This window comes from Shouchella patagoniensis, assembly GCF_002019705.1.
Taxonomy (GTDB): domain Bacteria; phylum Bacillota; class Bacilli; order Bacillales; family Bacillaceae_D; genus Shouchella; species Shouchella patagoniensis.
The window spans coordinates 2,801,605-2,822,545 of sequence record NZ_KV917377.1; the positions used below are offsets into that span (position 1 = coordinate 2,801,605).

The following is a 20,941-nucleotide window of genomic DNA, read 5'->3' on the forward strand; positions in this document are numbered from 1 at the left end:
GGAAATAGTGGCATGCCCTTCAGAAAATTGAAGGGTTTTTTTATATTAATCTATTGTTTTATGTTGGTGAGCGTGTTATATTAGTACCTGTCCCATTTTGAAAGCTTAATTGCTTCGAAAAAACAATTTCAAAAAAAGTGTTGACGGGATAACGGAAAACATGGTATATTAATTGAGTCGCCAAGAGAGAGCGGCGCAAACGAGTTCTTTGAAAACTGAACAAAAGCCAAGCGTAATAAAGAGATACAAGGTATCTCGTCAATGAAAGTCGTTGAATTGGTATTCAACGCGCTAGCAACATTTTGAGCAAGTCAAACACTTTAACGGAGAGTTTGATCCTGGCTCAGGACGAACGCTGGCGGCATGCCTAATACATGCAAGTCGAGCGGACGGAAGGGAGCTTGCTCCCGGAAGTCAGCGGCGGACGGGTGAGTAACACGTGGGCAACCTGCCCCTTAGACTGGGATAACTTCGGGAAACCGAAGCTAATACCGGATAACACTTTTTCCCTCCTGGGAGAAAGTTAAAAGATGGCCTTTGTGCTATCACTAGGGGATGGGCCCGCGGCGCATTAGCTAGTTGGTAAGGTAATGGCTTACCAAGGCGACGATGCGTAGCCGACCTGAGAGGGTGATCGGCCACACTGGGACTGAGACACGGCCCAGACTCCTACGGGAGGCAGCAGTAGGGAATCTTCCGCAATGGACGAAAGTCTGACGGAGCAATGCCGCGTGAGTGAGGAAGGCCTTCGGGTCGTAAAGCTCTGTTGTGAGGGAAGAACAAGTATCGGTTGAATAAGCCGGTACCTTGACGGTACCTCACCAGAAAGCCACGGCTAACTACGTGCCAGCAGCCGCGGTAATACGTAGGTGGCAAGCGTTGTCCGGAATTATTGGGCGTAAAGCGCGCGCAGGCGGCTTCTTAAGTCTGATGTGAAATCTCGGGGCTCAACCCCGAGCGGCCATTGGAAACTGGGAAGCTTGAGTGCAGAAGAGGAGAGTGGAATTCCACGTGTAGCGGTGAAATGCGTAGATATGTGGAGGAACACCAGTGGCGAAGGCGACTCTCTGGTCTGTAACTGACGCTGAGGCGCGAAAGCGTGGGGAGCAAACAGGATTAGATACCCTGGTAGTCCACGCCGTAAACGATGAGTGCTAGGTGTTAGGGGTTTCGATGCCCGTAGTGCCGAAGTAAACACATTAAGCACTCCGCCTGGGGAGTACGACCGCAAGGTTGAAACTCAAAGGAATTGACGGGGACCCGCACAAGCAGTGGAGCATGTGGTTTAATTCGAAGCAACGCGAAGAACCTTACCAGGTCTTGACATCCTTTGACCACTCTGGAGACAGAGCTTCCCCTTCGGGGGCAAAGTGACAGGTGGTGCATGGTTGTCGTCAGCTCGTGTCGTGAGATGTTGGGTTAAGTCCCGCAACGAGCGCAACCCTTGATCTTAGTTGCCAGCATTTAGTTGGGCACTCTAAGGTGACTGCCGGTGACAAACCGGAGGAAGGTGGGGACGACGTCAAATCATCATGCCCCTTATGACCTGGGCTACACACGTGCTACAATGGATGGTACAAAGGGTTGCGAAGCCGCGAGGTGAAGCCAATCCCATAAAGCCATTCTCAGTTCGGATTGTAGGCTGCAACTCGCCTACATGAAGCCGGAATTGCTAGTAATCGCGGATCAGCATGCCGCGGTGAATACGTTCCCGGGTCTTGTACACACCGCCCGTCACACCACGAGAGTTTGTAACACCCGAAGTCGGTGAGGTAACCTTTTGGAGCCAGCCGCCTAAGGTGGGACAAATGATTGGGGTGAAGTCGTAACAAGGTAGCCGTATCGGAAGGTGCGGCTGGATCACCTCCTTTCTATGGAGTATATTACTCTAGTCGACGAACAACTTCGGTTGTTTGGCGCTTTGGATCTTTTGTTCAGTTTTGAATGAACTCAATTCATTCAATTTCATATTTGACAAAGAGAAGCAAGAAGATCGAGGATGGGAAATGTTCGATTGAAGAAGCGTACTTGCGTACGTGACTGATTGAGAATCATGAACCAGACAAAGAGATTCGCTGCTTATCTATTGTTAAAATAGCCCGTTAAAGGCATGGAACCACGCTAAGAACGCCACGTCTTGTGGCAACGCCTGGTACCGACCTCCTGTGGGCAGGTTCTTTGAAAACTAAATCAAGAAACAACTCAAATAAGTTTTGTTCATCGGTTTTAAACTGTTTGAACGAGACGTCAAGAATTCTTGAGCAACCTTTATTGCTTAAACATGGTCGAGCGTATCGCACGCAGACACCATTTAGGATAAGTTAGAAAGGGCGCACGGTGGATGCCTTGGCACTAGGAGCCGACGAAGGACGCGACGAACAGCGATATGCTTCGGGGAGCTGTAAGTAAGCTTTGATCCGGAGATTTCCGAATGGGGGAACCCACCATCCGTAATGGGATGGTACTTGTATCTGAACACATAGGATGCATAGAGGCAGACCCGGGGAACTGAAACATCTAAGTACCCGGAGGAAGAGAAAGCAAATGCGATTTCCTAAGTAGCGGCGAGCGAAACGGAATCAGCCCAAACCAAGAGGCTTGCCTCTTGGGGTTGTAGGACACTCTATACGGAGTTACAAAGAAACGGAGTAGGTGAACTGTCTGGAAAGACAGGCCGAAGAAGGTAACAGCCCTGTAGCTGAAACTTCGTTTCCTCCAGAGTGGATCCTGAGTACGGCGGGACACGTGAAACCCCGTCGGAATCCGGGAGGACCATCTCCCAAGGCTAAATACTCCCTAGTGACCGATAGTGAACCAGTACCGTGAGGGAAAGGTGAAAAGCACCCCGGAAGGGGAGTGAAATAGATCCTGAAACCGTGTGCCTACAACTAGTCAGAGCCCGTTAATGGGTGATGGCGTGCCTTTTGTAGAATGAACCGGCGAGTTACGGTATCGTGCAAGGTTAAGCTGATAAGGCGGAGCCGCAGCGAAAGCGAGTCTGAATAGGGCGAGTGAGTACGATGCCGTAGACCCGAAACCGGGTGATCTACCCATGTCCAGGGTGAAGGTCGGGTAACACCGACTGGAGGCCCGAACCCACGCATGTTGAAAAATGCGGGGATGAGGTGTGGGTAGGGGTGAAATGCCAATCGAACTCGGAAATAGCTGGTTCTCCCCGAAATAGCTTTAGGGCTAGCCTCGAGTGATGAGTTTTGGAGGTAGAGCACTGATTGGACGAGGGGTCCCCACAGGATTACCGAATTCAGTCAAACTCCGAATGCCAAAAACTTTAACTCGGGAGTCAGACTGCGAGTGCTAAGATCCGTAGTCAAGAGGGAAACAGCCCAGACCATCAGCTAAGGTCCCAAAGTATACGTTAAGTGGAAAAGGATGTGGAGTTGCCCAGACAACCAGGATGTTGGCTTAGAAGCAGCCATCATTGAAAGAGTGCGTAATAGCTCACTGGTCGAGTGACTCTGCGCCGAAAATGTACCGGGGCTAAACGTATCACCGAAGCTATGGCAATTCCTTATGGAATTGGGTAGGGGAGCGTTCCAAGGACAGCGAAGCTAGATCGTGAGGACTAGTGGAGTGCTTGGAAGTGAGAATGCCGGTATGAGTAGCGAAAAGAGGGGTGAGAATCCCCTCCGTCGAAAGCCCAAGGTTTCCTGAGGAAGGCTCGTCCGCTCAGGGTCAGTCGGGACCTAAGCCGAGGCCGAAAGGCGTAGGCGATGGACAACAGGTTGATATTCCTGTACCACCCAGTATTTGTTTGAACGATGGGGGGACGCAGAAAGGTAGGGTGAGCGCGCCGCTGGCTGTGCGCGTCGAAGCATGCAAGGCTGGAACATAGGCAAATCCGTGTTCCGTTCGGCTGAGCTGTGACCGTGAAGGACCTTCGGGTCCGAAATCCCTGATCCTCCGCTGCCAAGAAAAGCCTCTAGTTAGAATACAGGTGCCCGTACCGCAAACCGACACAGGTAGGCGAGAAGAGAATTCTAAGACGCTCGGGAGAACTCTCGTTAAGGAACTCGGCAAAATGACCCCGTAACTTCGGGAGAAGGGGTGCTCTATTAAGGTGAATAGCCTGAGAGAGCCGCAGTGAATAGATCCAAGCGACTGTTTAGCAAAAACACAGGTCTCTGCCAAGCCGCAAGGCGAAGTATAGGGGCTGACACCTGCCCGGTGCTGGAAGGTTAAGAGGAGGGGTTATCCCGCAAGGGAGAAGCTCTGAATTGAAGCCCCAGTAAACGGCGGCCGTAACTATAACGGTCCTAAGGTAGCGAAATTCCTTGTCGGGTAAGTTCCGACCCGCACGAATGGTGCAACGACTTGGATACTGTCTCAACGAGAGACCCGGTGAAATTATAGTACCTGTGAAGATGCAGGTTACCCGCGACAGGACGGAAAGACCCCATGGAGCTTTACTGTAGCTTGATAGTGAGTGTTGGTACCATTTGTACAGGATAGGTAGGAGCCTTGGAAACCGGAGCGCTAGCTTCGGTGGAGGCGTTGGTGGGATACTACCCTGATGGTGCTGACATTCTAACCTCGACCCGTGATCCGGGTCAGGGACATTGTCAGGTGGGCAGTTTGACTGGGGCGGTCGCCTCCTAAACAGTAACGGAGGCGCCCAAAGGTTCCCTCAGAATGGTTGGAAATCATTCGTAGAGTGCAAAGGCATAAGGGAGCTTGACTGCGAGACCTACAAGTCGAGCAGGGACGAAAGTCGGGCTTAGTGATCCGGCGGTGCCGTATGGAAGGGCCGTCGCTCAACGGATAAAAGCTACCCTGGGGATAACAGGCTTATCTCCCCCAAGAGTCCACATCGACGGGGAGGTTTGGCACCTCGATGTCGGCTCGTCGCATCCTGGGGCTGAAGTAGGTCCCAAGGGTTGGGCTGTTCGCCCATTAAAGCGGCACGCGAGCTGGGTTCAGAACGTCGTGAGACAGTTCGGTCCCTATCCGTCGCGGGCGTAGGAAATTTGAGAGGAGCTGTCCTTAGTACGAGAGGACCGGGATGGACATACCGCTGGTGTACCAGTTGTTCCGCCAGGAGCATCGCTGGGTAGCTACGTATGGACGGGATAAGTGCTGAAAGCATCTAAGCATGAAGCCCCCCTCAAGATGAGATTTCCCATGGCGTAAGCCAGTAAGACCCCTTAGAGATGATGAGGTTGATAGGTCAGGAGTGGAAGTGTGGCGACACATGGAGCGGACTGATACTAATCGGTCGAGGGCTTATCCTAATTAATTCTTGAATTTGAGTGTGTTTCGGATTTAGTTTTGAAAGAATCAATGATTCTTTTTATATGTGCAAAGAGAAGCAAGGAGTTCGAGGACAAAAGTGCTTGAAAGAAGGAGCGTACTTGCGTACGTAACTGATTGAAAGACACGCATTGGACGAAGAAATCCGCCGCTTATCTGAAGCAGGTCCGGTGGCAATGGCAAAGAGGTCACACCCGTTCCCATGCCGAACACGGCCGTTAAGCTCTTTTGCGTCGATGGTAGTTGGGGGCTTCCCCCTGTGAGAGTAGAACGTTGCCGGGCAAAATGAAAGACACCTGAAAAGGTGTCTTTTTTTCGTCTATACACCAAGCAAAAGAGACTGCTTCGGAGAAGCAGAAAAGATTAAGGGAAAGCAATTCATATGAAAAAGAGCTCTTTTTGAAATAACATCGTGAGTATCCATCATCGAATAATCATCAAGTATCCCTGTGAGACGCAGGGGTTGTTTTCGTGCGACAGCGTGAGTAGCCTTCGAGGAAAAGCATCGTGACTAACATCCTCGAAGAAAATCACCCCGGAGCAAAGAACGTTGCCTGGTATTGGAGAAACACGGTAAAAAAGTGTTAGTTGCTTAAAGATAAAATGAGGATCAAATTGAAACCACGTTTTCAGCCATAATCCAGCCAAGATAAGCCTTATTTCTCGGGTGAAGACTTTCTAGAATCCATCTCTGTAGAAGAACGGATCATTACTAAGGTTTGTAAAAAACCATTAGAAATTAGCAAGTAGTTTTGCCCTTAAAATGTATTAGACTTCGAGGGGGTAAGAACGATATAAAAAAGGTTAGAATAAAAACATTAGCTGACAAACACTTAAAGAGAATCTTGAACATATACTAAGAAAAGTAGAGCGCTTTCTGTATATCGAGCGCACTTTTGGCGACACTTGTATTGGAGGTGGCGTATGAAAAAGAGTACACGTACCATTTATATTGAGTTAAAGAAACGCTGCAACGTATGTGGTGAGAGACAGTTTTCTGTATATTCTATTGGTTCACTTCTGATTTGCCAAAAATGTGAGTCTAATATCGTTGCATCAAATGCAGATGAGCCGGAATACAAACAGTATCTAGAGTCGGTTAAAGAAATATGGAAAGCATAAGGGCTTGCAGTGCAAGTCTTTTTTTCGTGACGCGGCAATTAATCTTCGCTAAAATAAAGGGAGCAAAGGATTGTGGTTTAAATGAAACGACAGACACCAATTATAGAAGCGCTACAATTACATAGAGAGAAAAATCCATCCTCCTTCCATGTTCCCGGCCATAAAAACGGGAAGATTTGGCCAGGTTCATTAAAAGCTTTTGAAAAAGTATTGTTGTTTGACCAAACAGAGCTTGAAGGTCTGGATGACTTACATGATCCAGAGAGTATAATTGCCAAATCTCAGGCTCTTTGTGCATCTTATTATGGGGCGAAAGAGACTAGTTATTTAATTGGGGGATCAACAAGTGGGAATTTAGCTATGGTCTATGGTATATGCAATGAGGATGATATTGTTTTAGTTCAACGTAATTCTCATAAGTCCATTATGAACGGCCTTGAACTTGCTCAAACAAAAGCAGTTTTTTTAGATTCGAAATATGATTCGCGTACAAATCATCCAGTAGGGATCACAGTGGATATCTTAGAAGAAGCATTGCTTCAATATCCGGATGCAAAAGCACTTATTTTAACTTACCCCAATTATTGGGGCGTAACGTTGGACCAGGCCGGTGTGATTGCTCGAGCAAAAGCATTGGGGCTTTATGTGTTAGTAGATGAAGCACATGGTGCTCACTTTCGGTTAGGTGAGAGCGACTGTTCTACACCACCTTCGGCATTAGCGCTAGGAGCTGATGTCGTTGTCCAGTCCGCTCATAAAATGTTGCCCACTTTAACCATGGGTGCCTGGATGCACTTTTCTATAAAAATGAAGAAAGATGAAATAGCGCAAATAAAACGTGCTTTAGCAATGGTTCAGTCCAGTAGCCCCTCTTATTTGTTACTTGCTTCATTAGATGCAACGCAAGATTTTTTACGAGTAGATGGAGAACGTGCCTATAAAGAAGCATTAAAAAGTAGGCACCAATTTGTTGAGTTGCTAAACAACCATCAACTGATAGAGGTTGTAGAAAACGAAGATGAACGCTACCAAAAAGACCCGTTAAAGGTTACAATAAGAACAAAAGATGATCGGACTGGGGGTTGGCTACTTTCAAGATTAAGAGAAGCGGGTATTTGGGCTGAGATGGCGGATGAACATTGCGTTCTGCTTGTATTGGGACTTGGAGATACGGTCAAAGCCCTGCATGAACGGTTTGAGAAGCTTCATTGGCAACGATATAAGCAAGATCGCTTTTTTTCGACGAAAGAAGGAGTAGCGCAGCCGGTATCCGAATTAATAGATATGAAAAGAATAAAATGCGAAACTGAATGTGTTCCGCTGGCAGAAGCAGTAGGAAGAAAAGCTGCGTCTGCCATTGTCCCATATCCACCAGGCGTTCCACTACTTATTGAAGGAGAACGGGTGAGATCAGAACACATTGAACAAATTAAGTGTTTGCTTAAGAGTAATAGTAAATTTCAAGGACAACAGCCAGATAAAGGATTACGTGTACAGATGCCAGGAGATGAAACATGAATAAAGGATTTTTTATTACAGTTGAAGGTGGAGAAGGTGCTGGAAAAACAACTGTTATTAATAAGATAGAAGACTTCTTACAAAAGAATTACTCAGTTGTACGGACGCGAGAGCCCGGTGGAGTGGAATTGGCGGAGAAAATCAGAGATATGTTGCTTCATACAAAAGAAATGGATATGGATGATCGAACAGAAGCACTATTGTATGCTGCGGCTCGTCGGGAGCACTTAATGAAAAAAGTAGTTCCGGCATTAGAAAAAGGGGCGATTGTTCTTTGTGATCGTTTTATAGATTCTAGCCTCGTTTATCAAGGATTCGCACGAGGTATAGGAATGGAAGAAGTGAAAAGGATAAATGAATTCGCAGTTGAAGGGTATATGCCTGATTTAACACTTTATTTTTCAGTTGATCCCCAAATTGGTCTTAGCCGAGTGCAACAGGATCAAGTGCGTGAGTGGAACAGGTTAGATCAAGAAACACTCGCTTTTCACAAAAAAGTGGAAGCAGGGTATAATCAAATTACGCACCAGTTTCCAGAGAGAATAAAGGTCATTGATGCAAATCAGTCAATGGAGCAAGTACTAAGTGATACACTGGAAATTGTTATGAAGCATGTAAGAGTATAAGACTTATTTATAAATAAAAGGGGTGTGAATAATGAAACTGATCATTGCAGTTATTCAAGATAAAGATAGCACACGTTTGTCAGATGCACTTGTTAAAGCAGATTACCGAGCTACAAAGCTTTCTAGTACTGGTGGTTTTTTAAAAGCCGGAAATACGACTTTTTTAATCGGGGTTGATGAGGAAGCTGTGGAAGATGTGATGGCTATTATTCAGAAAAATTGCCGCAGCCGTGAACAAGTTGTCGCACCGATTTCACCTATGGGTGGAAATGCAGATTCCTATGTACCATATCCAGTTGAAGTCCAAGTAGGTGGAGCAACCGTATTTGTACTTCCAGTGGAACAATTTGAGCAATTTTAAAAGCAGGTGAAGTTCGTGCAATCATGGAATAAATGGCAAGAGGCACAGCCCCAGGTTGTGCCTCTCCTTATATCAAGCTTAAAAAAGAACCGTTTAGCTCATGCATATTTATTTGAGGGACAAGCGGGGAGTGGAAAACAAGCTATTGCTTTACTAATGGCACAAAGTTTTTTTTGTCAATATCGAAACGGGGCTGAACCTTGTTTAGAATGTACTGATTGCATTCGTATTAAAAATGGAAATCATCCTGATATTCATCAAATTAGACCGGATGGACAGTCAATAAAAAAAGAGCAAATCGAATATTTACAAAAAGAATTTTCCTATCGAGGGATGGAATCTTCTTCAAAAGTTTATATTGTCTCTCATGTTGATAAAATGACAGCAAGTGCAGCAAACAGTTTATTGAAATTTTTAGAAGAGCCACAAGGACAAACAATTGCGATGCTTTTGACAGAGCAAGGTGGTAGTATCCTACCCACTATCCGGTCAAGGGCACAGCAGCTCAGGTTCCTACCGCCAACCAAAGAACGTGTAGCAGCTCAATTAGTTGATTTAGGATTTGATCAAGGTCATGCTAATTTTCTTGCTTCACTAACTGGCAACCAAGAGGAAGCGCAGGCATTGGCAGAGGCAGACTGGTCTTTTCAAGCACGGAACGTAGTGTTACAATTAATGCATGAGCTTTATACAAGACCAGATTCTGCCATGTTAACATTAACAGATAAATGGTTGCCATTGATGAAAGACCGGCAGCAGCAGGAAATGGGCCTTGAAATGATTGTTTTATGGTTGAGAGACCTTTTATATACGCAGGTTGGAAAGCAAGGCGAACTTGTCTATGCTGGGAACAAAAAACAGTTTGATGAGATTGCTCTCTCGACGTCACAGCGTGTAGTGAGCCAATCAATGGCGTACGTGCTTGAAGCCAAGAGAAGGCTGAACGCCAATGTTTCTATACAACTAGTGATGGAGAGGCTGCTTTTCACAATACAGGAGGGCTAGTTTTGCACGAGGTTGTAGGTGTCCGATTTAAAAAAGCGGGCAAAATATATTATTTCTCTCCTGGACCGTTTCACATAACTGGTAATGAAGCAGTGATTGTTGAGACGTCTCGAGGTGTGGAATACGGAAGAATAGTCGTGCCTCCAAAGTTTGTTGATAAACAAGATGTTGTTTTGCCGCTTAAGCAAGTTATTCGGATTGCGACAGCGGAAGACACTGAAATTGTTAGAGAAAATCGACAGGCTGCAAGCGAAGCATTTAGTGTTGGTCATGCGAAGATTATAGAGCATGAGCTTGATATGAAGCTAGTAGACGTAGAGTACACGTTTGATCGTAATAAAGTTTTGTTTTATTTTACAGCAGATGGTCGTATCGATTTCCGTGAGCTTGTTAAAGACTTAGCATCAATTTTCCGCACTCGGATTGAACTTCGTCAAATTGGTGTGAGGGATGAGGCGAAGATGCTCGGAGGCATCGGTCCGTGTGGAAGAATGCTTTGTTGTTCAACGTTTTTAGGGGATTTTGAGCCAGTATCCATAAAAATGGCTAAAGATCAAAATCTTTCTTTGAATCCAGCAAAAATTTCTGGGCTTTGTGGTCGTTTAATGTGCTGTTTGAAGTATGAAAATGACACATATGAAGAAGCTAAGAAAGAGATGCCAGATATCGGTAAACAAATTATGACTCCTGATGGTAAAGGTAAAGTAATTGGATTGAACTTGCTTGATCGCATTGTTCAAGTACAGTTGGCAGCTGAGCAGCAAATGCTTGAATATGCTTTTGATGAACTGATGAACCAAGAGAAAGTCACTTCAAAAGCAACGGAATAATGAGGTGAACGATGTGGACAAGAAAGCCATATTCATGCAGGTCTCGAGCCTTGAAGAGCGCATAGGCGATTTGCACGATGAGCTAAGAGGCTTGAAAGAGCAGCTTGCTTATCTAATAGAAGAAAATCATTATTTACACATAGAGAATGAGAATTTACGGAAACGATTAGAACCAGATAAGTCCGAACAAATTCCTGATCAAGAGCGAAAGAAAATGGTTGGCGAAGGTCATGAAAACTTAGCTCGACTTTATCAAGAAGGGTTTCACATATGTAATACCCACTATGGGAGCATAAGGCCTGAAGGGGATGACTGCTTGTTTTGCCTTTCGTTTTTGCATCAAAAATAATAACCGTACACCTCAAAAAAGAAGTCGGTCTCTTTTTGAACTCATGGTTCAAAAAAGCCGGCTTTTTTTTGGACGATGAAAGGGGACACTTTATGCTAAGAGAAGGAGAGCGAATTGATCGGATAGCGGGAACAAATGATCCGATTATTCAAGCTGACCATGTATTTTCTTATTCAATTGATGCTATATTGCTTGGACGGTTTGCCTATGTCCCCATTCAAAAGGGGAATATACTCGATTTATGTAGTGGAAATGGTGTAGTTGGTTTGGTCTTAGCAGAACGGACAAAAGGGAATATAATGATGGTTGAGCTACAGGAAAAACTTAATGATATGGCGAATCGATCAATTGAAAAAAATCATTTGGTGGATCGACTTTCTTCCGTTTGTATGGATGTAAAAGAAATTCCAAATCAGTTTCAGCCAGGCATGTTTGATACGGTTACTTGCAACCCTCCATATTTCCCAATAGAAGCAAACAAACTAATTAAAGAAAAAGAACACATTGCGCTAGCTCGTCACGAGTTGGCATGTACGCTTGAAGATGTTGTTGCAGCAGGAAGCCATGCCGTAAAGCATGGAGGCAAGCTAGCTCTCGTTCATAGACCGGAAAGGGTTTCAGAAATGATTGCCGCTATGCGAACAAATCGTATTGAACCAAAGCGTCTGCGCTTCTGTCACCCGAAAATGGGTAAGCCAGCAAACATTGTTCTATTAGAGGGCACTAAAGGTGGAAAACCTGGTTTGATTTGTGAATCGCCCTTGATTATCTATAATGATGATAGCAGTTATACAGATGCTTTTAAACAGGAGTATTTTAGGCAATGAACCATGTTATGTACGTGTTAGAATGCTGCGATGGGACATGGTATACAGGATATACAAACGACTTTGAAAACCGTTTAGCAAAGCATGAGTCAGGAAAAGGTGCCAAATATACAAGAGGACGTGGGCCGTTTAAAGTTGTTTGGAAAGAAAGCTTTGCAACGAAAGAAGAGGCAATGAAGAAAGAGTATTCGTTTAAACGCTTTACTCGACAGAAAAAGGAAATGTACATTGCACGTAGAAAAGAGGAAGATGATGATTGAGCAAAAAAGTTATCAAACAAACGGAGGAACACTTTATTTAGTGCCTACACCAATCGGTAATTTAGAAGATATGACGTTCCGGGCAATACGAGTATTGCAAGAAGCCGATTTAATTGCCGCAGAGGATACACGCCAAACCCGTAAACTGACAACCCATTTTCAAATAGACACACCGCTTGTTAGTTACCATGATCATAATAAACAACAATCAGGACCAGAATTGGTTAAGAAAATTCAGGAAGGACAGGTGCTGGCTCTAGTAAGTGATGCCGGCATGCCAGGTATTTCTGATCCGGGTGAGGAGTTAGCAAAGCAATGCATCTCACAGGGGATCCCTGTTGTTGCATTACCTGGTGCAAATGCTGCTTTAACAACATTAGTTGCTTCTGGTCTTTCGGCGAGACAGTTTGTTTTCTGTGGATTTTTGCCAAAAGGAAAGAAAGAACGTAAAGATGAGTTAGAACGTTTAAGTACGTTTGAAGAAACGCTTTTATTTTACGAGGCTCCTCATCGTATAAGTCAAACGTTGCAAGCTATCTATGATGTTTTTGGTGAGCGTCAGGTTGCAATTGGTAGAGAGCTAACGAAGAAGTTTGAAGAGTATCAACGGGGATTGTTAAGCGATGCACTAGAATGGGTACAAACGGGGACAATTAAAGGCGAGTTTTGCATTGCCGTAAGTGGTAGGGAAGAAGCGGTGGAAGAAGAGAGCTGGTGGTCTGCTCTTGATGAAATACAGCATGTTGATCATTATATAACCATTGGCTTGGCACAGAAAGAAGCCATTAAACAGGTTGCCAAAGATAGAAGTGTACCTAAAAGAGAGATCTATCAACTTTACCATCAATAAAAAAGAAAAACCTGTCTTTTAAACAAGGCAGGTTTTAAAAGCATTATTTGGTTGAAACATAATCTTGTAGCTGCTCAAGAATCGCTTCTGCACCTTGAGGGCTAAGAATAATTTTGCCGTTTGCAAGAGAAAGATTATCATCAGAAACTTCTCCTGTAATTTGGCAGGTCATATTCGCTTTATACTTTTTAAGAATGATGCGGTCGTTATCAACGTAAATCTCAAGCGCATCTTTCTCGGCGATGTCTAATGTACGTCTAAGTTCGATTGGAATAACAACGCGGCCCAGTTCATCGACTTTCCGTACAATTCCTGTAGATTTCATTCCTAGAGTCCCCCTCAAATTGGTGTTGTCGGTATTGTCATCAAGCATAATTATGTGTCATAATTCGACATAATTCTATAGTAATCTAAGAATAACAATATTTCCAAAACAAGTCAATCTGTTTAAATAAAAAAACTTATATTTTGCGAAAATTAATAGGAACTGTTATTTCACATTTTCATAGAAAGCTGCAAAATATATGAGACGTAAGGGTTTCCCAATGTTTATCGTTTTGAAAAAAGGGGGGAAAAGGCATGGATATTAATGAAAATCTAATTGCCAAGTTAAAACAATCAAATGAAATATTGCGAGAAACGTATACAAATAGTCATAGACATAAAGATACAATTCGACAAAAAACGACTATAACAGCTACGCTTATTCGACAAATGCAGTCGTGGAATCCTGATCAATTAAAAAATTTCTTGGGCGGGAGAAAAGTGGCTGGAACAGATGGATCTGTAAATCAAACAAATGGGGCACCCCCACATGTGCTTTATTTTTTTCAAGCATTAGCTAAAACAACAGATGGAATTGAGAAGTGGGAATCTGATATATACGTACCATTGATTGAAGAAAAAGAGGAAGAAACGCCTGCAAAACGACGGTCATATACTTTAGCAAAACTAGAACTAGAATCAGCAAAGGCGTTAATAGAAGAAGAAGATATTGGTGTCATGCTTATGGATGGTGCCCTTTATCATTACCGAATTGATGCTCCTGAAGAGTGGGAGGCATTAAAAAAGTTAGCTTTAAAGAAAGGTACGTTACTTGTTGGTGTATCCGAAGAAATTACGACAGAAAATCTAATTAAATTGCCAGCGTTTGAACCATTTGCTAGAAATCCATATTCATATGATCGAGATTTGCTCTTTGGTGTTCTTCAACCAAAAGAAATGGTCTTTTTTGAAGATATTCAACATAAGGCAGGATTAACTTCTGTATGGATGCGTTTAGGCGCAACGCCAAACATTACTGGATTTGATATGCTTGAAGAACAATCTGATCAGATGGCTGCGGTCAGCGATTTAATTTGTACACTTACACCAAAAGAAGGTAGGGGTATCCCCTTATGGCTGGATTATATTGATAAGGAGATTCGTATTACGGATCAATTAGTTGAAGGAATGGTCGAACAGTATTTAGATCCAGCTATACGCAGACAATTCTTCACGAAGATGCGTCAAGATCGGCCCTATTAAGAGGAGGAATTACACATGCAAGTTGTAGGCATTACCACCCAGCATGAAGTGCATATTGCATCCAAAACACATAAATTTCGTATGAATGAAATGCTTGTTATTGAAGACAATGAATTATTTGAGCCAAAAGGGGAAGTTGTTGAGACTTTTTCTTATAACCGGTATATCCCAATGGGAATGGATAAAGGACTAGTTGATCGTGATGTGCTGGAGACATTAGAAGCGATTGGCTACGATATTGGACAAGACGATATTCACCTTGCAAAAGTGCGATTGTTTGAAGAAGCACAAAAACCAATTCAAACAGGAGCAACCGTTCGCCATCCGGAGTTTAAAGAAATTGAACACTTACTACTCACAACGGGACCGGAAAAAGGGATGGTCCTAGGAGAGGTCAAATCAACTGATTTTATTGCTGAGACGATCCCTGCACATTTAAGTAAGTTAATGCTAATGCAAGAACAAGGGAACACAAGAAAGCAAAATGGGGTTCCCTTTATTTTTGATATTCGAGCAATGCAGCAATACCCACACATTGGCGTTTTTGGTGGATCTGGTTCAGGGAAATCGTTTGGTTTGCGCGTTATGCTTGAGGAATTAATGAAGCTGAAAATTCCAGCTCTCGTATTTGACCCTCATTTTGAAATGAACTTCTCTGGAAAAACAGAAGCACATCAAGAGCAAGTTGATTACGATTCACGTTATGAAGTTGTTCAAATTGGACGTGATGTTGGCGTTGATTTCTCTGCGCTCAATACACGAGATGTGGAGCGTTTGCTTGGGGCGGCTGGTTCATTAACCGAATCAATGGTCAATGTTATTCAAACGCTTCATAAAAAGAAAGACAGCTATCAATCATTTAGTGACCGTGTTGCTAACCTCATTCAAGCACTCGATATGGGGAAACAAAAAATAGATGGGATGCTTCATGATGGTGGAATGACAAGAGATGAAATCGCCCGTTTTGATACGTACCGTAAGTTGTTGGATCAATTTGGCAGCTTGCCCCCATCTTCTGTAAAGGGTATTCAATGGCGGGCTAATCGTTTAAATCAAGCAGGTTTATTCCAACAAAATATACGCGCGATTGAACACGGCATCCATCATGGCAAACTGGTTGTTGTACAGGGGGCAGTTTGGCTTTTACAAGTATTTTCTAGTTATGTAATTGGAACACTTTACTCAAAAAGGCGCTCGTATAAAGATGCAAAACTCCAGCAGCAGCAAGGTGATTTTTTTCCTCCATTTGTTGTTGTAACCGATGAAGCGCATAACTTTGCCCCAAAAGGGTATGATGCACCAGCAAAGTCTGTCTTAAAAGAAATTGCTCAAGAAGGGCGTAAGTATGGAACGTTCCTTATATTTGCAACCCAGCGACCAACGCTACTCGATGAAACGATAACGGCTCAGCTGAATTCAAAATTCGTCTTCCGGACTGTACGGGGAACGGACATTCAAACGATAAAAGAAGAAACCGATTTAACGGCAGAAGAAGGGAAACGGCTTCCTTACTTACGTTCAGGTGATGTATTTGTCTCCTCAGCAATTATTGGACGGACAATGGCTGTGCGAATCAGACTTGCAAATTCAACGAGTCCACATACAATGAATCCATTTGATGAGCTGGATCAAATGAATGAAGCAGGTAACGAGGAGATGATGGCTGCCTTAAATGATTTCTTACCAATGGCTGAGATGCATGTTATGCAAAAGTTAGATGCGTTAAATAGACAAGCGGGTAAAGCATGGGATGTATCAGAGTGGAAAGGCGAGCTTGAACGTTTATGTGGGGAAGGGAAGTTGAAGAAAGAAAAAACACCATTTGCAACGTTATATGACCGGGCTTGACAAAAGCATGTATGATTGGCTATATTTTTGATAAGAATGAAGATGAATATCATGAATCAATGAACGGATAAGTACAGAGAAAGCGCTTGTGAAAGAGAGCCGGGTTAGGTGAAAGCCGGTACTTGCGCCCTTTGGAAAATGGTCCTGGAGACATCTGTTTTCGAGCCTTTGTGTAAGGGAACAGCGTGAACCAGCGTTACTGGTCTCGAGCCTTGTTTATCAGACAAGGAAAATTTGGGTGGTACCACGTGAGCAAACCTTTCGTCCCGATCGCGGACGAAAGGTTTTTTTGTGTGTAAAAAGAGAGGATGGGTAGTGTGAACGAAAAATCATTTTATATTACGACCCCGATTTATTATCCAAGCGGGAAATTGCATATTGGTCATACGTATACAACTGTGGCAGGAGATGCAATGGCCCGGTACAAACGATTGCGCGGTTATGATGTTCGGTATTTAACAGGTACCGATGAACATGGACAAAAAATTGAGCAAAAAGCTGCTGATAGAGGCATTACGCCAATTGAATACACAGATGAGATGGTAAAGTCGATTAAAGAGTTATGGGAGAAGCTTGATATTTCCTATGATGATTTTATTCGAACAACGGAAGAGCGCCATAAAAAAGTGGTTGAGAAGATTTTTGAACAATTGCTTGCTCAAGGTGATATCTATTTAGGTGAATACGAAGGTTGGTACTGTGTTCCGGATGAAGCCTTTTTCGGTGAACGAGAACTTGTTGATCCAATTAAAGATGAAGCGGGTACTATTATTGGCGGTAAAAGTCCTGATTCCGGTCACCCTGTTGAAAAAGTTAGAGAAACCTCATATTTCTTGAGAATGAGTAAATATGCTGATCGTTTACTGAAGTTTTATGAGGATAATCCAGAATTTATTCAGCCTGCTTCACGCAAAAATGAAATGGTGAATAATTTTATTAAGCCTGGATTACAAGACTTAGCCGTATCACGAACATCTTTTACGTGGGGTGTTAAAGTACCAAGTGATCCAAAACACGTGGTTTATGTATGGATTGATGCGTTAACCAATTATATTACAGCACTTGGATACGGCTCGGAAGACGAATCGCTGTATAAGAAGTTTTGGCCAGCCGATGTCCATTTAGTTGGTAAGGATATCTTGAGATTCCATACAATTTATTGGCCGGTTATGTTAATGGCTCTTGATTTACCGTTACCTAAAAAAGTATTTGGTCATGGGTGGTTTTTAACGAAAGACGGAAAAATGTCAAAATCCAAGGGCAATGTGATTGATCCTGCCCCATTAATTGACCATTTTGGTCTTGATGCGATCCGTTATTATTTACTACGTGAAGTGCCATTTGGTTCTGATGGTGTATTTACTCCAGAGGCTTTTGTGGAACGTGTAAATTATGACTTAGCAAATGACCTAGGAAATTTATTGAATCGCACAGTCGCCATGATTAATAAATATTTTAATGGAGAGATTCCATTATATGTGAAAAGTGCAACGCCTTTTGATGGCGATTTATTAGACCTAGTTGAAGCAACGACAACGAAAGTCGAAAATGCAATGGAAGAGATGGAATTCTCAATTGCGCTTACAGCGATTTGGCAGCTAGTAAGCCGCACAAATAAATATATTGATGAGACACAACCGTGGATGCTTGCGAAAGAAGAGGACAAAAAAGAACAACTAGGTTCGGTGATGTACCATCTTGCTGAATCGTTACGTATTATTTCTGTATTACTGCGCCCGTTTTTGACACGAACGCCTGCAAAAATGTGGTCTCAACTTGGAATTGATGAGAATCTGGCGGAATGGGAGTCAATTCGTACGTTTGGTCAAATACCAGCACATACAAAAGTAAGTAAGGGTGAACCTGTTTTTCCTCGTCTTGATGTTGAAAAAGAAGTGGAATATATCATTGAACTTATGGGTGGAAAAGCTGTACCAGAACTAGAAGAAATAGAGGATGAGAACGAGATTACGATTGAGGATTTCTCAAAAGTAGAGCTTAAAGTCGCTGAAGTTACAGCAGCAGAACCTGTAAAAGGTGCGGACCGACTCTTGAAAATTCAACTTGATTTAGGCTCGGAAAAACGCCAAGTTGTTTCGGGAATCGCTAAATATTATACACCAGAAGATTTAGTTGGTAAAAAAGTGATTTGCGTCACAAATTTAAAACCTGTTAAACTGCGTGGGGAATTGTCACAAGGTATGATTCTTGCAGGATCAAAAGGGAAGAAGCTTACATTGGCAACGATTGATGGAAACTTGCCAAATGGTTCACAAGTTAAATAAATACGGTGAGCGGAATGAACGTTTTGTTCACGCTCTAAACTTAGATGTGCTTGAGAAATCATTTTCGAAAATAAGGAAGCGTTATTTAATAGAAAAAAGAGATCACCTTGGAGCAAGGGAAGGTCTAATAATGCCTCTTCACGTAAAGTAAGTTGATGTAAAGGTCTGTTATTCAATGACAGAAGTAAAACAGGTGACAGAACCATTAATAACATTTTATATGTGTAACGGGGGATTAAAATGTGTTTGGTACAAGTAGAGCAAGTGCAAGAATACAGGTATATAGTAAAAACAGAAGCGGTGGAAATTACGGTGAGATTTAATTAAAATCTTTACAAATTCTGTTTGTTCCGCTAATCTAAATTTATATGATTAAAGGGGGTGAGTAGAATGGATCTTTTTAATGGTAGTCAGGCAAAGCTCCGCGCGTATTTGTGGATTTGTCAGGCGATTTTTTCCGCTGTTGTTGCAAAATTGGACCAGTCTGTCCTTATTAAAGCAACGGCATAGGAAGAAACCATTAGGAAGAGACAATTCTACTACCCATACGGAACGAGTGGGCGGCTGAGGAATTCTCGGCCGTCTTTTTGTTATACGCAAGTCTCTTCCTGTCTACAAGGAGGAACAAGATATGATTAATTGTTATGCGAATAAAGTTAGTCAAGTATACGGAGCAACTGAGATATTTAGCGAGATTTCTATAGAAATAAAAGAAGGTGCGCGAATCGGGCTTGTAGGGCGTAACGGTGAAGGAAAAACAACACTTGCTCGAATGATCGCGGGTACGGAGGTACCTGCAAGTGGTGATATTGGCTGGCGTAAGGGGATAACAAAAGGGTTACTTGCTCAGGTGCCCGACTATGGAGATAAGTTCGTTTATGCAGTGTTAGAAGAGGTATTTACTGCATTACAGCAGATGAAATGTCAAATGACAAAACTGGAACACTTACTCGCAATGGAGCAGGAACCAGCTAGGCTAGAAAAAGTATTGGATAAGTATGGACGTTTACAGCAACAGTTTGGGGATGCAGGTGGGTATGAATATGAAGCGAATATCCGTCGAATTGCCCCCGGTCTTGGTATAACTGATCTGCTTGAAAAAAGGTGGCAAGCGTTAAGTGGAGGGGAACGAACAAAAGTAGGATTGGCATGTCTCCTTTTAAAAAAGCCACGACTCCTTGTATTAGATGAACCAACAAATCATTTGGATCTATATGCGTTAGATTGGCTGGCAGAATGGATTAGTCAATACAAGGGAAGTGTGCTTGTCATTTCACACGACCGCGCCTTTCTAGATGCAGCGGTTACACATATATGGGAAATGGAGAATGGTCAGCTGCACGAGTATGCAGCAAACTATTCAGGTTATCTAATCGAAAGAGAAGAACGAATCATGAGGGAGTTTCAACAATTCGCTGACCAACAAAAGAAAATCAAAAAAATGAAAGAAACGATTAAACGTTTAAAAGAATGGGCTAACCGTGCCAACCCACCGAATGCAGGATTGCATCGCCGGGCGAAAAGCATGGAGAAAGCATTAGCAAGAATTGAGGTGCTCCAGAAGCCACCAGAAGCCAAAAAAGTCGATTTAGTATTTAAACAAAAAGAGCGTACTGGTGAAGATGTCGTACAGTTTAAACAGCTGACAAAAGCTTTTGGCGAGAAAACCATTTTAAGCAATATTACCTTTAATGTGCAACATAAAGAAAGAGTTGCGATTGTAGGTGCAAATGGTTCAGGGAAATCAACAATTCTTAAATTAATCTTAGGAAAGATTCAACCAGATTTAGGTGAGTGTCGCATTGGTTCTAATGTATCAATTGGTTACTTATCACAGCATGTAGAGGAACTAAATCCTAATAAAAGTGTGCTGGAGGCATTCCGTGATCACGTAGCATTAACCGAAGGTGAAGCAAGGGGGCAACTCGCTCGATTTTTGTTTTATGGCTTTGATGTGTTTAAGCGAATTAGCGAACTAAGTGGTGGGGAAAAAATGCGTCTACGTTTGGCGCAGCTTATCTTTGAGAAGCATAATGTGCTTGTCTTTGATGAACCAACTAACCATTTAGATATTGATTCAAAAGAAGTGCTAGAAGAAGCGTTAACAGATTTTGCAGGAACGATAATCGCCGTTTCTCATGATCGGTACTTTTTAAACAAACTTTTTCCGGTTACTTATTGGCTGGAAAATAGAACCATATCTAGGTATGAGGGGTCTTATGCTTATGCCTTTGAAAAGCGTGAGACAAAATAGAAATAAGCTAG

15 protein-coding genes, 3 rRNA genes and 1 other annotated feature are annotated in these 20,941 nt (G+C 43.0%); of the genes, 17 read left to right on the forward strand and 1 reads right to left on the reverse strand.

What is annotated here, in order from left to right:
• The first annotated feature begins 320 nt into the window (after window positions 1–320).
• From BK584_RS14720 to rsmI, 13 genes are all read left to right on the forward strand, one after another.
• Window positions 321–1,871, forward strand: a 16S ribosomal RNA gene (locus BK584_RS14720).
• A 443-nt stretch (window positions 1,872–2,314) separates the two neighbouring features.
• A 23S ribosomal RNA gene (locus tag BK584_RS14725) occupies window positions 2,315–5,249 on the forward strand.
• A gap of 185 nt (window positions 5,250–5,434) precedes the next feature.
• A 5S ribosomal RNA gene (gene rrf, locus BK584_RS14730) occupies window positions 5,435–5,550 on the forward strand.
• The 16S, 23S and 5S rRNA genes sit together here, the layout of an rRNA operon.
• Before the next feature lie 642 nt (window positions 5,551–6,192).
• Window positions 6,193–6,390 (forward strand): sigma factor G inhibitor Gin, encoded by a 198-nt coding sequence (locus BK584_RS14735; protein ID WP_078393301.1) that lies wholly within the window; start codon window positions 6,193–6,195, stop codon window positions 6,388–6,390.
• An 81-nt stretch (window positions 6,391–6,471) separates the two neighbouring features.
• On the forward strand, window positions 6,472–7,908 hold the full coding sequence (locus BK584_RS14740; protein ID WP_078393302.1) for an aminotransferase class I/II-fold pyridoxal phosphate-dependent enzyme: 1,437 nt from the start codon (window positions 6,472–6,474) through the stop codon (window positions 7,906–7,908).
• Window positions 7,905–8,534 carry a dTMP kinase gene (gene tmk / locus BK584_RS14745; protein ID WP_078393303.1) on the forward strand — a complete coding sequence of 210 codons (630 nt, stop codon included), beginning with the start codon at window positions 7,905–7,907 and terminating at the stop codon, window positions 8,532–8,534. The genes BK584_RS14740 and tmk overlap by 4 nt, the downstream gene beginning before the upstream one ends.
• 31 nt (window positions 8,535–8,565) lie before the next feature.
• On the forward strand, window positions 8,566–8,895 hold the full coding sequence (gene darA, locus BK584_RS14750) for a cyclic di-AMP receptor DarA (RefSeq protein WP_054707398.1): 330 nt from the start codon (window positions 8,566–8,568) through the stop codon (window positions 8,893–8,895).
• A gap of 15 nt (window positions 8,896–8,910) precedes the next feature.
• Window positions 8,911–9,900 (forward strand): DNA polymerase III subunit delta', encoded by a 990-nt coding sequence (gene holB / locus BK584_RS14755; protein WP_367579297.1) that lies wholly within the window; start codon window positions 8,911–8,913, stop codon window positions 9,898–9,900.
• A gap of 2 nt (window positions 9,901–9,902) precedes the next feature.
• The gene (locus tag BK584_RS14760) at window positions 9,903–10,730 is read left to right on the forward strand and encodes a PSP1 domain-containing protein (protein WP_078393305.1); all 828 of its coding nucleotides are present in this window, start codon (window positions 9,903–9,905) and stop codon (window positions 10,728–10,730) included.
• 13 nt (window positions 10,731–10,743) lie between these two features.
• The gene (gene yabA / locus BK584_RS14765; RefSeq protein ID WP_078393306.1) at window positions 10,744–11,079 is read left to right on the forward strand and encodes a DNA replication initiation control protein YabA; all 336 of its coding nucleotides are present in this window, start codon (window positions 10,744–10,746) and stop codon (window positions 11,077–11,079) included.
• A 92-nt stretch (window positions 11,080–11,171) separates the two neighbouring features.
• Entirely contained in the window at window positions 11,172–11,906 is a 735-nt protein-coding gene (locus tag BK584_RS14770; protein WP_078393307.1) for a tRNA1(Val) (adenine(37)-N6)-methyltransferase, read from the forward strand.
• Window positions 11,903–12,166: a GIY-YIG nuclease family protein gene (locus BK584_RS14775; protein ID WP_078393308.1), complete on the forward strand. Its 264-nt coding sequence runs from the start codon at window positions 11,903–11,905 to the stop codon at window positions 12,164–12,166. Before BK584_RS14770 ends, BK584_RS14775 begins: the two co-directional genes overlap by 4 nt.
• Window positions 12,156–13,016, forward strand: a complete 861-nt coding sequence (gene rsmI / locus BK584_RS14780) for a 16S rRNA (cytidine(1402)-2'-O)-methyltransferase (protein WP_078393309.1) — start codon at window positions 12,156–12,158, stop codon at window positions 13,014–13,016. Before BK584_RS14775 ends, rsmI begins: the two co-directional genes overlap by 11 nt.
• Window positions 13,017–13,059: 43 nt before the next feature.
• Here the strand turns inward: rsmI and abrB are convergent, their stop codons facing one another.
• Window positions 13,060–13,341, reverse strand: coding sequence for a transition state genes transcriptional regulator AbrB (gene abrB, locus BK584_RS14785; RefSeq protein WP_054707404.1), 282 nt, complete (start codon window positions 13,339–13,341; stop codon window positions 13,060–13,062).
• Between the two features lie 254 nt (window positions 13,342–13,595).
• On the opposite strand from abrB, the gene BK584_RS14790 reads away from it, so the two are divergent.
• From BK584_RS14790 to abc-f, 4 genes are all read left to right on the forward strand, one after another.
• A complete protein-coding gene (locus BK584_RS14790; protein WP_078393310.1) occupies window positions 13,596–14,543 on the forward strand; it encodes a DNA double-strand break repair nuclease NurA in 948 nt (315 codons plus the stop codon).
• Between the two features lie 15 nt (window positions 14,544–14,558).
• Complete coding sequence (locus tag BK584_RS14795) at window positions 14,559–16,391, forward strand: ATP-binding protein (RefSeq protein WP_078393311.1); 1,833 nt, start codon at window positions 14,559–14,561, stop codon at window positions 16,389–16,391.
• Window positions 16,392–16,441: 50 nt separating this feature from the next.
• Window positions 16,442–16,663: a binding site (T-box leader), on the forward strand.
• Between the two features lie 36 nt (window positions 16,664–16,699).
• Entirely contained in the window at window positions 16,700–18,676 is a 1,977-nt protein-coding gene (gene metG / locus BK584_RS14800; protein WP_078393312.1) for a methionine--tRNA ligase, read from the forward strand.
• Window positions 18,677–19,307: 631 nt separating this feature from the next.
• Window positions 19,308–20,930: a ribosomal protection-like ABC-F family protein gene (gene abc-f / locus BK584_RS14805; protein ID WP_078393313.1), complete on the forward strand. Its 1,623-nt coding sequence runs from the start codon at window positions 19,308–19,310 to the stop codon at window positions 20,928–20,930.
• The last annotated feature ends 11 nt before the right edge of the window (window positions 20,931–20,941 follow it).